Origin of the sequence: Aliiroseovarius sp. M344 (assembly GCF_025140835.1) — a bacterium.
In the GTDB taxonomy this organism is placed as follows: domain Bacteria; phylum Pseudomonadota; class Alphaproteobacteria; order Rhodobacterales; family Rhodobacteraceae; genus Aliiroseovarius.
This window is the reverse complement of the sequence record NZ_CP081153.1, coordinates 2,362,152-2,376,101: the sequence shown is the minus strand read 5'-3', so window position 1 is coordinate 2,376,101 and position 13,950 is coordinate 2,362,152. Positions and strand designations below refer to the sequence as shown.

The following is a 13,950-nucleotide window of genomic DNA, read 5'->3' as shown; positions in this document are numbered from 1 at the left end:
CGTCTACAACCCGCGCACCCGAACGCTAAAACGTTCACCCGTGCCCGGGTAGCTCAGGGGTAGAGCAGTGGATTGAAAATCCTCGTGTCGGTGGTTCGATTCCGCCCCCGGGCACCACTTCTTCGGTTAACCCAATGGTCTGCTCCGACTTTTGACAGATGTTAGAAGCTTAAGGCAATGTTGGGATCATTTCGCAACCATTCACCGTCGTGAAAGGCGGGTTTTACTATTTCAGCCGTCGCATCCTGGACAGCTGCGGAGCCTTTATTCATCGCCCTATGCCCCCTTCCATAGAGTCGCTTAGAGGGCAAATGGCCCTGTTTTCGGCGCTCTGTGCCGCCAAGCACTTCGACTTCTTTACCTAGCAATCGCGTGAGCATGCCAATTTCAGCTCACAGGCTTTCTTGTCTTCGCCGCACGTGAGACACTGCAAACATGCTGCAGAGAATTAGGTATCTTTCCCACCCACAAGTGCTGATTGACCCAGCCAAAGAAATTACGGATTGGTCATTGAGCGATTTAGGGTGCCGCCGCGTGACCATGCTTGCAAGATCCAATGCATTGCATGGGACCTTGACTGTCATCAGCAGCGCTGAAACCAAAGCGATTGAAACGGCCAGACCCTTGGCGATGGCCCTTGGCTGTGATTTTGAAATTCGTGAGTTGATGCACGAGAATGACCGCAGTGCGACCGGCTATTTGCCCCGCGACGAGTTTGAAACCGTTGCCGATCAATTCTTCGCTCATCCAAACGTCAGTGTTCGCGGGTGGGAAACTGCAGCGGCGGCTCAGGCGCGAATTGTAAATGAAGTCGAACTCAGCTTACGTAAGCATAAGCGTGGCGATGTGTTGTTTGTCGGGCATGGCGCGGTTGGGACACTTCTGTTCTGTCACTTGTCCGACCTGCCGATCGATCGAAAATTTGACCAAGGCCCGGGCGGTGGTGGATGTTTCTTTGGGTTCACCAGTCTGCAAAGCCGACCCGAAACCGGGTGGCGCTCGATGGAAGAGTTAATCAACGGTCCAAAACGCTAAGCGGGACTTATTGAACGTGAAGAGGAGTGCGAATTGAACAGCAGATCACAGAGTGCAGCCGAGATCGCAAAGAGTGGCGGAGAACTGGCCCTGGACTATTTTCGACGCGTCGGCAGCTTGGATATTGTGGACAAAGGCCTGCAAGACTTTGTCTCTGAAGCGGATCAGAATGTTGAATTGCACATTCGTCAGCTCATCGAACACGCCTATCCTGAAGATGGCATTATCGGTGAAGAACATGCGCCGAAACCCAGCAAGTCCGGCTTTCATTGGGTGATCGATCCGATTGATGGCACAACGAATTTCGTCAATTCTATTCCCGCTTGGTGCGTTGTAATTGCCGTTGTGAAGGATGATCAAACTCAGATTGGCGTGATCTGTGACCCAATCCATGACGAGGTATTTCACGCGGTTCGGGGTGACGGCGCGACACTGAACGGTCTACCGCTGATTTGCCCGGCTGGCACGGCTGTAAACCGCGGCAGTATCGGAACCGGATATTGCAGTCGCGTCAGCAAAGCCAACACCTTGACGCTGATCTCGATGGTGCTGGAACAAGACGGCGTCTTTCATCGCAACGCATCCGGCGCCCTTTCTTTGGCCTATACGGCCGCTGGGCGTTTGATCGGCTATGTTGAGGAGCATATGAATGCCTGGGATTGCATTGCCGGGCAGCTCATCATTTCTGAGGCCGGTGGTCGGGTGGAACACCAATCCGCGGATCAGATGATTGCCAAGGGTGGGCGCGTCGTCGCTGGAAGCGCGGGTATCTTTGACGAATTGATCCGCATCGCAGACACCGCCTTTGGCGATTAATCTTCTGGTAAGAGGACCGGGCCAACAGAATCCAAACCCACCGTCACATTTGCACCCGCTGAAAGCGGCGTGTCGACATCTTCGCTGACAACAAAGACCTGACCGAAGCTGGCTTCCAAAGTGTATTCCATCCGACTGCCCACATAGGTCGCTTTTGCCACGTTCATTGCCAGCCCTTCAGAAACACCGAGCTTAAACCGTGTTGGGCGCACAGCGAGGTTCGCCGGTCCAGGGGCAAGCCCGCGTGCAGGCAGTTGATGCGCCAGATCGCCCATACGGATGTGAGCGACATCGCCCTGAACACTGGTGATCTCACACGGAATGATATTCGCCTCGCCGATGAAATCGGCAACAAACCGGTCGGCTGGCGCGTCGTAAAGTTCCCTTGGATGGCCGACCTGCGCGATGGACGCGTTCCGCATGACCACGATCTCGTCCGAGACTGCCAATGCTTCTTCTTGATCATGAGTGACGTAGACGACAGTCAAGCCAAGGTTTTTCTGGATGTCGCGAATATCTTCGCGAACCTGTCGACGTAGTTTCGCATCGAGGTTCGACAGAGGTTCATCAAACAACAGCACCTGAGGCTCCAACACAAGCGCCCGCGCGACGGCCACACGCTGTTGCTGTCCGCCTGACAATTCTGACGGCAGGCGATTGCCGAAGCCCTTCAGGCCCACCAGATCAAGCCCATGTTGGGCACGGTCCTGTATTTCCGACTTATCAAATCCCGAAAACCCCAACCCGTAAGAGACGTTTTCCATCACCGTCATATGAGGGAAAAGCGCATAAGACTGGAACACCATAGAGACGTCGCGATCTGTCGCGGGCAGCAGGGTGACATCTTGTTCACCGATAAAAATTGACCCGCGCGTTGCAATCTCGAGCCCCGCAATCATCCGCAGGGTTGTGGTCTTGCCGCACCCAGACGGCCCCAGCAGTGTAACCAGTTTACCTGCTTCGATTTCCAAATTTATGTCGTCAACGGCGACGACATCTTTGCCGTAGACCTTTGTGACATTGCGGAAACTGACGGGCGCCGCTTTTGCATTGATGCTCATGTCTTTGGTTCCCTAAACATTGGTGCGTGACTGGGTCATGCGCCGCCCGATCTTGGTGCGGCCAACGATGAGCTGCATCGCCAGAACAACGCACAACATGACAAAGATCAGCGTGGTGGAATAAGCAATCGCAAGGCCGTAGTCGTTATTTTCAACTCTGCCAATGATGTAGCTCGTCGCCATATTGTATTCAGCAGAGACAAGGAAGATCACGGCAGAGATCGCCGTCATCGCTCTGACGAAACTGTAAACCAGTGCTGCAAGAATGGCGGGGCGCAGCAGCGGAAGGATCACCCGGCGGAACGTTTGCCAAGAATTTGCGCCAAGGGTCAGCGAGCTTTCATCCAGAGATTTATCGAGCTGTGACATGCTGGCAATACCTGCACGCACACCGACAGGCATGTTGCGGAAAATGAAGCTGACGACAAGGATGATACCGGTGCCGGTGATCTCAATCGGGGGGACGTTGAACGCCAGAATATAGCTGACACCGATAACCGTGCCCGGAATGGCAAAGGACAGCATAGTCCCGAATTCAAACGCATTTTTGCCAGCAAATGTCTGGCGTGTCAGCAAATATGCGGTGATGAGGCCAACGACAGCCGTCAGCGGTGCTGCAATCCCCGCAATCTTGAGGGTGGTCCAGAAACTATCCCATGCTGCTCCGGTCCAGCGGATGCCCTCTTCTTCAATGCGAAGCGAGAAGGCTGTGCCATAATGTTTTAACGTCAGGGTGTTGTTCACGCCCCAAAGCTCAACAACTGAGCCGTAGAAGATCATCAGATAGACAACAATTGTAAACGCGGCCCAGATCATGGCGATTGCAAGTACAGGTAGTGAAAGCGCCGTTGGCATATGAGGATGCACGCCGCTGTCGCCTTTGCCCGATACCGTCGTATAACTTTTTTTGCCCAACCAGCGGCGCTGCGCGTAGAAAGCTCCAAGCGTAAAGAACAGCAGAACCATCGCCAGCACGGCCGCTTGGCCTTGATCATATTGCGCGCCTACAATGGCAAAGAAGATCTCGGTTGAAAGCACATCGTAGTTGCCACCCAACACCAACGGGTTGCCAAAATCCGCCATGCTTTCAATAAAGCCCAGCAAAAAAGCATTGGCCAAGCCCGGCCGCATGAGCGGTAAAGACACTGTCTTGAAAACTTGCCACTTGGTTGCGCGCAAGGTTTGTGCTGCTTCCTCCATTGACGGAGAGACGCCTTCGACCACGCCAATCAGCACCAGAAAGGCGATCGGTGTGAAGGCCAGTGTTTGTGCAATCAAGATGCCGGGCAGTCCGTATAACCAACGCGTCGGTTGCACCCCTAAAAGATCTGAGACCCATACGGTCACTGTTCCGGAAAGGCCGAACAACAGTATCAACGCCAAGCCAATCACAAAGGGAGGCGTGATGATCGGCAACACCGTCAAGGCGCGCAAACCGCGTTTGAAGCGGAACCCAGACCGGGTCACGACCAAAGCGAAAACCAGTCCAAGGATGGTCGTGATAAGACCAACGCATACCGCAAGGAACAAAGAGTTCCAGGCGACGCCACATCGTCCACCTGTCAGGCAACTTAGTCCCCACAACCTGTCGTCAAAAAACTTGGAAAAGAAGACGGCGACAGAATAGCCCCCGTCTTGTGTGATAAACGCAGCGGTCAACATCTTGGCGATAGGGAAAAACACGAAAGCCGTGACGATCACAACGACGCCGCCGATAGAGCTTACAACAAAGACATCGCCGTTGATGGCCCCCCGTGCAGCAAGGCCCTGCGTGAAGATGAAAAGGAACGCAGCGGCGCTGATCAGTGCGCCATAGCCCATGCCATATTGCCGATCGTCCAATTCGCCAAACAAGGCCGTCGCCCAGCCGAAATTCCAACCTCGAATACCAATGGAAAAGCCCTGCAGAACCAACCAACCAAAGCCAAATGCGCCTGCAAGGATAAGAACCTGTGCATAGATCGGGTCTGATTTACTTTTTTTCAGAACGGCTATCGGGGCAAGCAACGGCGCGATCAGCGGGGCCAGCCAAAGCTTTTCCCCTTGCCCGATCAAGAAGATTCCGGGGGCGTAGTCGCTATCGAATGGATAGCCATCGACAAGCCATTCAAAGCGGAAAAAGTCCTCGATCCCGTACCAGGGAAGGATAAAAAAGCCAGCTAACCCGGCAATGATCCAGAAGATCAAAACCGGGTTGGTCGCTTTATCGGACGTGACCTGACGCATGGTTACTGCGGCAGGACCGACACCTCATCATCCCATCGTTTCAGAAGGCGCTGACGTGTGTTAGACGAGCCATAGGTGCGGAAATCATAGTCGATCAACTTGATCGTGCTCATGTCCGGCGCGCTCTCTGATGTCTTTGCATTCACATTTGATGGCACTTGAAACGCACTAACCTCCAACGCGAGGTTCTGAGCTTCGGCACTTAGTGCCCAATCGTAAAACGCTTTCGCGCTGTCCATGTTCCGAGCGCCCTCGATGATCGACATAGACCCGATTTCATAACCTGTGCCTTCGCATGGTGCCACGACGTTAATCGGGAAGCCGCTGACGGCTTGCTTCACCGCATCATGCATAAACACGATACCGATGGTGTTTTCACCACGGCCTGCAGCCTTGATCGGCGCAGAGCCTGACTTGGTGTATTGGTTTATGTTGGCATGCAGGCCGGCCATAAACTCAAAGCCTTCTTCTTCGCCAAACAGCTGCACCATCGTCGCAAGCGTTGTGTATGCGGTGCCAGATGAGTTTGGGTTTGCCATCTGTACGTGGCCTTTGAATTCTGGCTTGAGCAGGTCTTCCCAACAGGCAGGGGTTGGCAAATTGTTGGCAGCCAACAGATCGGTGTTATAGCCGTAGCCCAGTGCGCCAGAGTAAATCCCGATGGTTCTGTTGCCAGCACTTTCCGCTTGGCTAATAGCCCAAGGATGCAGTTGGTCGCGCATTGGTGACATGTATTCTGCCGTCAAACCTTCTTCAGCTGCTTGAAGATGGGGGTCACCCGTGCCGCCCCACCAAACGTCGCCGCGTGGGTTCGAGCTTTCCGCCTTGATTTGTGCAAACGTTTCCCCTGACGACTTGCGCGTCATCGCAACATCGATTCCGGTCGCGTCCTGAAAACTGTTGGCCATCAACTGGCACCAGTCTTCTTGTGCAGAGCAGTAGAATGTCAGGTCGTCAGCCGAAGCCGCACCTGCTGTAGCGAAGACTGCAAGGGCTGATGCGCCAGCCAAGTTATTGAATTTGATCATTATGATGGTCCCCCCAATGAATTGGATTTAGAGGGCGATGATAGCGCCGGTTTTTCAATTTGACCTAACAAAAAGATACTGATCCAAAATTCGCACAGGGCCAAGAATCTATAAGCATCGGAAAAATATAAGTTTTTGTTGGGATCTCGATTTACGCACCTACGAAAGAATTCGTAGACCCCACCCCTATCTGCAGATGAACGAGACCAAAAATGGGCTGAAGGGATATCTTGACCCTCTAAGCTGGAGATGCACGATTGCGGCGACATAGCCATGGTTGCCTGCTATCTGTTTCAGCTAACCGATCAGCTTTTCAATTAGGGAGAAAGCGTGACAGTCCAGACTGATCTATTCCGAGCGCCTCAAAGAGCGCACCATGATGGATAGCATTTTCCATGCGAGGGGCACGCAGCGGTCTGTGTCATCAGAAAGCTGGTACTCAGAGATCATGGCGGGTGGCTATCGGGCCGTCATTCTGGACCTTGATGGCACACTTGTCGAAAGCAGCGAGGTGCATTTTAAGTCATTTCAGGCTGCCGTTCAGGCTCAAGGTCAAGACATGGACCGCGACTGGTACTTTGCGCGAACGGGCCTTGACCGAAAATCCCTTTTCGCTGCCTTTTCGGCCGACGTTCAGGGTGGGTTCGACGTTGCCTTGGCGATCAGACAAAGCATTGAAAATTTCATTGAACTAAGTCCTTCAGTCTCGTCGATTGACGAAACTTTTAAATTGGCGCAGGCGTTGGATCAGTCGGTTCCAATGGCCATCGGGACAAACGCTGAATTCGAGGTTGCAACTGCGTCCCTTCGCGCAACTGGCTTGCTGAAATTTTTTGACGTTGTCGTTTCTATCTCTGACAATGTTGCGCCGAAACCGGCGCCGGAAATTTTCTTGTTGGCGACGGAGCGCTTGGGATTTTCGACAACCGAAACCGTCGTGTTTGAGGATTCTCCCGAAGGCGTAAGGGCAGCGCTTGAAGCCGGGCTTGATGTCTTTCAGGTTTTGCACAAATGATATTCGCGGCACGGTCAAGTTCTGGACGAGCGGACTCGGTCTGGACTTCGGATGCAACGCACGCCATTCGACGCGTCATCAGGCTGAAAAGAAATCCCCCAAGATTTTGTTGAACAGCTCCGGCTTTTCCAAGTGCGCGGCATGGGCGCAACCTGGCAGCACAGAAAGGTTCGCGTTGGAGATAGATTTCCACAATTGTTCGGTCTGGCACCAGGGGTAGGTGCGATCACGGTCGCCCCAGATGACCAGTGTTTTGGCCTTGATATCTTCTAGGCGCTCGACACCGCTCCAGTTTTCCATTGCATCGAGCCCATTGAGCATAGCCTGAAGTCTGCATTGTTCAGCAATCGCGGCGCAGGCCTCATAACCAGGAGCTTCTTCCCGCTCAAGAAACCAGGTCGCCGCGATCCGTCTGGCTGTAGTTTGCGGCCCATCTGCAAGCGCGCGGCGTTTGGACGTGCAGATGGTCTCGAACCGGCCCGGCAGGACCCCTGTGGCGCCAGTGCCGTAGAGTACGAGCCGGTCAACGCGGTCCGGGGTTTGTACGACCATTTCTTGCGCGACCATCCCGCCCATCGAATGGCCAACCAAGTTGAATCGCTCGACGCCGCGCGCGCTCAGTTCGTCCAGCGCCCATTCAGCATAGCTGGCAATGCTGTCGAGGGCCTCGCTTTGCGCGTTCTCGCCATATCCCGGCAAATCCAGACTTATGACCTCATATCCAGCGTCAGAGTCGATTTGCCCCTGCCATTGTCGACTGCCACCCATAAACCCATGAACAAAGACAACTGGGTTCATTTGCGTCCCCCCTGAACGATGCGATCAAGGATCATGGCACAGAACAAGATCGAGAATCCGGCGAGAATACCCTGACCGACATTGGCATATTGCAGCGCTTCCAGAACATCCTCACCCAGCCCTTTGGCACCGATCAACGAGGCAACGACGACCATGGCCAACGACAGCATTATGGTCTGGTTGATGCCTGCGCGGATTGACGGGCTGGCCAAAGGCAGATCGACCTTGGTCAACAGATACCATTTGTTTGCACCAAAGCTGATCGCCGCTTCGCGTACGCTTTCAGGCACACCGCGCAAACCCAGCACAGTCAGCCGTACGACGGGGGTACCGCCAAAGATCATCGTAACCACAACCGCGGCTGGTTTTCCGACGCCAAAGAACGCAATCACGGGCACCATGAAGACAAAGGCAGGCATGGTCTGCATGAAATCCATGATCGGCTGAATGAAGCTGTAAAATCGCGGGCGGCGGGCGGCGAACATGCCCAGTGGAATGCCGATCACAATCGATAGGCAGGCTGCGGTACCCAGCAATGCAAGCGTCGTCATTGCACCCTCCCAAAAGCCCAGAAGGCCCATATAGGCGAGGAAAGCGCCCGAGTAGATGGCCGTGCGTATGCCAGCGGTGAGCCAAGTCAGCAGCACGATCAAGCTGGCGATCACGATCCACGGGGTCTGGACGAGTATGACTTCAAGAGCATCAAGCAGCGCGCGGATACCGAATGTCAGACCATCGAAGAAAGCCTCCGAGTTGCGCACACACCAGGCGATAAAATCTTCGACCCAAGAGATACTGGTCAGGCGGATGTCGGGGTCGGTGGGGAAATGGCTGAGCAGCGAAAAACGGCCTGGAAAGCTGTAGTGAAGCATGGCGGCCGCGACGATCAGCGCCATAAAGACGGCACTGAATACAATATGCGTTACCGGCATGGCAGAGCGGACCGAGCGGTCGGACAGCCAATCAGAAAACCGCGCTTCGAGCGCCCAGTTGGCAACCAGTGACTGTGCCGCCTTGGCGATCAGCAAGATGATGATGCCCGTAAGCACAATCATCGGGCCTTCGGCGGCCAAGGTTTCGGCCTCGGCACGGATGCCGCCGATGTTTTCTTCCAGCGACTCGACGGTGCGGCGATAGACATCGATTTTCTCGGAGTTGCTTTCGATGGCGGCAGCAAGTTGTTCGCGGCGCAGTTCAAGCGTGCCTTCGATCGAGGCAATGCGGGCCATGGCATCTGCGGCCAGATCGCCGAAAAGACCGCGCGCAATTTGCACAAAGGCAAGGGTCTCAAGGATCAGGAAAGGCAGGGCCCAAGACCACAGCCCGCGCGCGCCAAACCAGATCGGACCAAACAGGCCAGCCATCAGGTTGAATGTGGCGGTAAACCGGGACGAAGCGCCGATCTTGTCGAAGTTGCGAATGTAGTAATCGGGGCTGGTGCGAACGAAGGTGCGGATGTTTTCGCGCCGTTCTTCCGCATAAGCCAGAGCGGCTTCACTTTCAGTATCTTCCAGCGGGTTAACGCCCAAGTCATCAAGATCACTCATGATACTTCAGTCCCTTCGATCACGGTGCGCAGAAGGTCGGCGCGGGTAATAACACCCAGGTCTTTTCCGTCCGACTGAACAACGATCGGTTTTTCGTCGTCGATCGCCAAGTTGATAAGATTGCTAAGGGTTTCGCTTTCCGCGACCCGTGGCCCATCCGCGGCGATAGGGCCGCTGGTGCTGACATAGGCTGCGAGCGGCTGCATAACAGCATGGGCATGCACCACTTTGAGGCGCGAGATGCCGGCGACAAAGTCGGCCACGTAGTCGTCCGCAGGATGCATAACAATATCTTCTGCAGTGCCCATCTGCACCATCTTGCCGTCGCGCATAATGGCGATCCGGTCGCCGATGCGAACCGCTTCATCAAGGTCGTGGGTGATGAAGATTGTGGTTTTCTTCAGGATCTTGGACAGGCGAATGAACTCGTCCTGCAATTGGCGGCGGATAAGAGGGTCAAGCGCCGAAAATGGCTCGTCCATCAACAAGACATCCGGGTTGGCGGCCAGTGCGCGGGCAAGGCCGACACGCTGTTGCATGCCGCCCGACAATTCATGGGCGAATTTCGACCCCCAGGCGCCAAGTTCGACGATGTCGAGGATAGCCGCCGCTTGGCGCATTCGTTCATTTTTGGCAACCTGACGAATTTCCAATGGCATCGCCACATTATCAAGCACCGAGCGGTGCGGCATGAGGGCGAAATTCTGGAAAACCATTCCAATTTTTCGGTTGCGAAACGCTTGAAGCTCTTTCGGTCCGAGCGCCATGACGTCGGTCCCCTCGATCTCGATCTTACCGGCAGTGGGCTCTAGTAATCTGTTGAAATGGCGCACCAGCGTGGATTTACCACTGCCTGAAAGGCCCATGATGCAAAAAATCTCGCCGCGGTTGACCGAGAGGCTTACGTCGGCAACACCCACGACAGCGCCCAATTCTGCAAGTACTTCAGCCTTGTTCAGACCCCGATCACGGATCGCCTGTAAAGCAGCTTGCGGCTTATGCCCGAAAATCTTCCAGACATTGGAGATTTCTACGACGGTTTCAGGGTTCATGCGCTGCATCCCGGTGATTTCAGGGGTAGATGGTGTGGCCGACACCAATGGGTTTCGGTGTCGGCAAGTTTGTAAGCGGTGGCGGGATCAGAGACCCAGCCAAGCGTCCACGCGGTCGGGGTTGGCTTCAACCCATTCGCGCGCAACCTCTGCCGGATCACGGCCCTTGCCGCTGATCTCAAAGGCGAAGCCCGAGACGTCGTCAGCCGTCAGCGCGAAATTCGCAAAGAACTCGGCAATAGCCGGTGAGCGGCCTTCCAGCGAGTTCGACCAAGCGATCTGCACGTTCTTCAATGCGTCTTTGGAGGCAACCATGGACTTCTCATACCAATCGGCATCGTCAGACGGTTGCACCATCACGTATTTCGCCGGATCGTATGTTGGTTCGCTGAGCATCTGGACGTCGAACATGTACCAAACGGCGTGCGGTTTGTAGCAGTAGAAGGCATAGCCTTCGCCCTTGGCGATACTGTCCTTGATGCGCGCGGTCTTAACGCTCTCTTCTGCGCGGACGGGTTCGATGAAATCAAGCAGGCCATAATCACGGGTCTTCACCTCGTTGACGTTGGCCGACGCCCAGCCAGGTGCGCCGATCCACATCTCGCCCTTGCCGTTGCCATCGCTGTCCATCAACGCCGCTACGTCCGGACGACCAAGATCGGCGATATCAGTGATGTTGTTTGCTTCACCGAAGTCCTTCGAGACGCAAAACCCCTGATTGCCCTCGTAAGGGTTCGAGGACAACGTCACGGTGCCTGCTTCGTCGACGTATTTCTTGGTAAAGCTTTCCTGGTTCGGTAGCCAGACGTCGGGGTGCACATCAATATCACCCTTGCCCTGGTCCATGGCTTGGAAAATCGTGGCATTGTTGCCGGGCACGAATTCAACCGTTCCGCCAATCCGCATTTCAACAACCGCGCCCAGAAGGTGGGCAATGGCTTGCGCGCCGGTCCAAGATGGCACACCGATTTTCACCTCTTCGGCCGCCAGCGCGGGCATCGAAAAGACGCTGACTGCAGCCGCAAGGCCAAGCGATTTCAGTTTGGTTTTCATTGTAGTCTCCTCTGTTGAGATGCGCCGGTTTTCTGGCGCTTATTTTGGTTCTTTTGGGTTCCACACTGAGCGGAGACTTCGCGCTAAATTGGCTTAAGTGCCGCAAATGTGGACCGGGAACTGGTTTTTAGACAGCGCGCCGGGCACTGCCCAAAAGTCTAGACCGCGAAGTTTTAAGAGGGCCAATTCGAACATTTCATCAAACTATTCTTTTTTTGCATAGATTAACTATACTTGGGCGGATCCCAAAAACAGGTGCAGCAACGCATGGACTTAAATTGGATACGTGATTTTGAATGCCTGGCTCGGACCTTGAACTTCACCCGCGCCTCTGACGAAAGGAACATTACGCAATCGGCTTTCAGCCGCAGAATCAAGGCGTTGGAAAGTTGGGTCGGTTTGCCCTTGGTCAACCGTGCGACTTATCCGGTGCAGTTAACAGAAGCGGGTCAGCAGTTTCTTCCGGTCGCGCTAGCCGCGATTTCTCAACTGTCGGAATCGCGGCAATCATTGCGCGATGCTGATCGGGGAGACAGCCAATTTGTCCGATTTTCGGTACTTCACACGATTTCAGTGAACTACCTCGCCACTCGGATTGAAGAGATGCAACGGCAAATTCGCGACCTACGCACGCGTGTGGTGTCTGATTCCCTGAGCACCTGTTGTGAACTTTTGGTAGAGGGCGCGGTGGATGTGATGCTGTGTTATTACCATCATTCCGTCTCACCCATGATAGACGGGGCCGCATTTGCGCGAAAAGACCTGTTGACCGATCGGCTGATCCCGGTGGCCGCCACAGAAGCGGTGCGCGCACGGGGCTGGGATCTTGGCCGGCAGGACGGCCCACCGATCCCTTATCTGGCCTATGAGCGGTCGTCGTTCTTGGGCATGGTGGTTGAGAATATTATCGGCCGCCAACCGCTGAATGTTGAAAAGATCTATGTCGATAGCCTGGTCGAGACAATCAAGCGACGTCTTGTGACCGGAAGCGGGTTTGCATGGATGCCCGAAACAGCCATTGCTGCAGAACTTGCCAACGGCGTGTTGGTACCGATTGGGGACGAGGGTTGGTGCACCAGTTTGACGATTTCTGCGCTGTCCAATCCAGCGGCTTTCGATCCGACAGCGCGCAAGCTCTGGGAATTGTTGTAAAGCGCTAGCGTGCGGCGGTGATGGTAATCTCGACCTTCAATTCGGGTCGGGCCAGTGCCGCTTCGCCACAAGCGCGGGCGGGTTCTGTGCCAGGGAGGACCCAATCATCCCAAACCGCGTTCATCTCAGCAAAATCGTCCATCGAAGCCAGCCAGATGATCGCTTGCAGGATCTTGGTCTTGTCAGAGCCTGCTTCGGCCAGAAGGCCTTCGATCTTTGCTAGGGTCTGGCGGGTCTGGTCTGCCACGCTGGCCCCGGCCTCACCCACTTGGCCGCAAAGATAAATGGTTTCACCATGGATGACGATCCGGCTCATCCGGCCGGTGCTGTGCATTCGTTCGATCTGGGTCATGGGTCTTCCTTTCTATGGGTGCAGGCCGGGCAATTACCGAATCTGAGCTGGGAGGTAGCAGTGTGCAATCAGCGCTTGCGTAATTGGCCCACGGATTATTCAGATTTGCCCGAGAAACCTGCCCGTGAAGTCTCGATAATCGAACTTGTGAGCAAATCAATAGTGTCCAGAACATTGGCCTCCGGTGCGACACTGTCGGCGATGATAGAGAATTCAGAGCAGGCGACGAATTGCAGCTCTGCTCCTGCAGCGGCCAGCTCGGTTGACGCCGACAGCAGCGTGTCACGGGGCGACGTACCGGCGTCGCCCGCCTTGATTGCACGGATCGCATCCAGCATGGGCTGATCTTTTGCGGGCCAGATAACAGACAAACCGCGCGCTGAAAGCGCCGTTTCAAAAAGTCGGATACGCCGCACTGCAGGCGAGGCCAACAGACCGACACATCCCCCAGTCCCAAGCGTTTTGGCCGCATGGTCCGCAGCCAGATCGACCATGTTCAGAAGGGGAATATCGACCGCGTCGGTGATCGCCTTCGCATAGTGGTGTGCGGTATTGCAGGGCATTGCCAATGCCACGGCCCCGGCGGTCTGAAGCCGCTGCGCCATCTCAGCAAGCGTTGGGCCCGGATCGGTGCCGTTGCTCTCAATCAGATGGGCGATCCGTGACGGAACCTGCGGGTTCATGTCAATGAGCAAAGGAATATGATCGCTGTCATCGCGAGGCTGCACCGCCTCGATCAGCTTGCGCTGAAGTAGGACGGTTGCTTCGGGACCCATGCCACCAAGAACCCCGATGGTGCGAAGATCGGCCATTGG

At 55.0% G+C, this 13,950-nt stretch carries 13 protein-coding genes and 1 tRNA gene; 5 read left to right on the top strand and 9 right to left on the bottom strand.

Translation table 11 applies throughout. The annotated features are described in order from the left end of the window. Positions 1-42: 42 nt before the first annotated feature. The 3 genes from K3556_RS11610 to K3556_RS11600 all read left to right on the top strand — a co-directional run bounded on the left by K3556_RS11610 (position 43) and on the right by K3556_RS11600 (position 1,851). A tRNA-Phe gene (locus tag K3556_RS11610) sits at positions 43-117 on the top strand. Between the two features lie 318 nt (positions 118-435). Continuing rightward, complete coding sequence (locus tag K3556_RS11605; protein ID WP_312847259.1) at positions 436-1,035, top strand: histidine phosphatase family protein; 600 nt, start codon at positions 436-438, stop codon at positions 1,033-1,035. A gap of 33 nt (positions 1,036-1,068) precedes the next feature. Next, positions 1,069-1,851, top strand: coding sequence for an inositol monophosphatase family protein (locus K3556_RS11600; RefSeq protein ID WP_260516942.1), 783 nt, complete (start codon positions 1,069-1,071; stop codon positions 1,849-1,851). On the opposite strand, the gene K3556_RS11595 is transcribed toward K3556_RS11600, so the two are convergent. Genes K3556_RS11595 through K3556_RS11585 form a run of 3 tightly spaced genes read right to left on the bottom strand, consistent with a single transcriptional unit; the run spans position 1,848 to position 6,166 of the window. Beyond that, complete coding sequence (locus K3556_RS11595; protein ID WP_260516941.1) at positions 1,848-2,912, bottom strand: ABC transporter ATP-binding protein; 1,065 nt, start codon at positions 2,910-2,912, stop codon at positions 1,848-1,850. The genes K3556_RS11600 and K3556_RS11595 overlap by 4 nt on opposite strands. Positions 2,913-2,924: 12 nt before the next feature. Further along, positions 2,925-5,138: an iron ABC transporter permease gene (locus tag K3556_RS11590; protein ID WP_260516940.1), complete on the bottom strand. Its 2,214-nt coding sequence runs from the start codon at positions 5,136-5,138 to the stop codon at positions 2,925-2,927. A gap of 2 nt (positions 5,139-5,140) precedes the next feature. Continuing rightward, positions 5,141-6,166 (bottom strand): ABC transporter substrate-binding protein, encoded by a 1,026-nt coding sequence (locus K3556_RS11585; RefSeq protein ID WP_260516939.1) that lies wholly within the window; start codon positions 6,164-6,166, stop codon positions 5,141-5,143. 376 nt (positions 6,167-6,542) lie between these two features. Here K3556_RS11585 and K3556_RS11580 point away from each other — a divergent pair, with 376 nt between their 5' ends. Continuing rightward, the gene (locus K3556_RS11580) at positions 6,543-7,181 is read left to right on the top strand and encodes an HAD family hydrolase (RefSeq protein WP_260516938.1); all 639 of its coding nucleotides are present in this window, start codon (positions 6,543-6,545) and stop codon (positions 7,179-7,181) included. A 78-nt stretch (positions 7,182-7,259) separates the two neighbouring features. Here the strand turns inward: K3556_RS11580 and K3556_RS11575 are convergent, their stop codons facing one another. The 4 genes from K3556_RS11575 to K3556_RS11560 all read right to left on the bottom strand — a co-directional run bounded on the left by K3556_RS11575 (position 7,260) and on the right by K3556_RS11560 (position 11,631). Next, positions 7,260-7,979, bottom strand: a complete 720-nt coding sequence (locus K3556_RS11575) for an alpha/beta fold hydrolase (protein ID WP_260516937.1) — start codon at positions 7,977-7,979, stop codon at positions 7,260-7,262. Next, positions 7,976-9,526 carry an ABC transporter permease subunit gene (locus K3556_RS11570; RefSeq protein ID WP_260516936.1) on the bottom strand — a complete coding sequence of 517 codons (1,551 nt, stop codon included), beginning with the start codon at positions 9,524-9,526 and terminating at the stop codon, positions 7,976-7,978. Before K3556_RS11570 ends, K3556_RS11575 begins: the two co-directional genes overlap by 4 nt. Beyond that, positions 9,523-10,578: a glycine betaine/L-proline ABC transporter ATP-binding protein gene (locus tag K3556_RS11565; RefSeq protein WP_260516935.1), complete on the bottom strand. Its 1,056-nt coding sequence runs from the start codon at positions 10,576-10,578 to the stop codon at positions 9,523-9,525. The genes K3556_RS11570 and K3556_RS11565 overlap by 4 nt, the downstream gene beginning before the upstream one ends. Positions 10,579-10,665: 87 nt before the next feature. Next, the gene (locus K3556_RS11560) at positions 10,666-11,631 is read right to left on the bottom strand and encodes a glycine betaine ABC transporter substrate-binding protein (RefSeq protein ID WP_260516934.1); all 966 of its coding nucleotides are present in this window, start codon (positions 11,629-11,631) and stop codon (positions 10,666-10,668) included. A 312-nt stretch (positions 11,632-11,943) separates the two neighbouring features. On the opposite strand from K3556_RS11560, the gene K3556_RS11555 reads away from it, so the two are divergent. Continuing rightward, on the top strand, positions 11,944-12,783 hold the full coding sequence (locus tag K3556_RS11555) for a LysR family transcriptional regulator (RefSeq protein WP_260516933.1): 840 nt from the start codon (positions 11,944-11,946) through the stop codon (positions 12,781-12,783). A gap of 4 nt (positions 12,784-12,787) precedes the next feature. Here K3556_RS11555 and K3556_RS11550 read toward each other — a convergent pair whose 3' ends face one another. Then, positions 12,788-13,135, bottom strand: a complete 348-nt coding sequence (locus K3556_RS11550) for a RidA family protein (protein ID WP_260516932.1) — start codon at positions 13,133-13,135, stop codon at positions 12,788-12,790. A gap of 95 nt (positions 13,136-13,230) precedes the next feature. After that, on the bottom strand, positions 13,231-13,947 hold the full coding sequence (locus tag K3556_RS11545) for an aspartate/glutamate racemase family protein (RefSeq protein WP_260516931.1): 717 nt from the start codon (positions 13,945-13,947) through the stop codon (positions 13,231-13,233). Between the last annotated feature and the right edge of the window lie 3 nt (positions 13,948-13,950).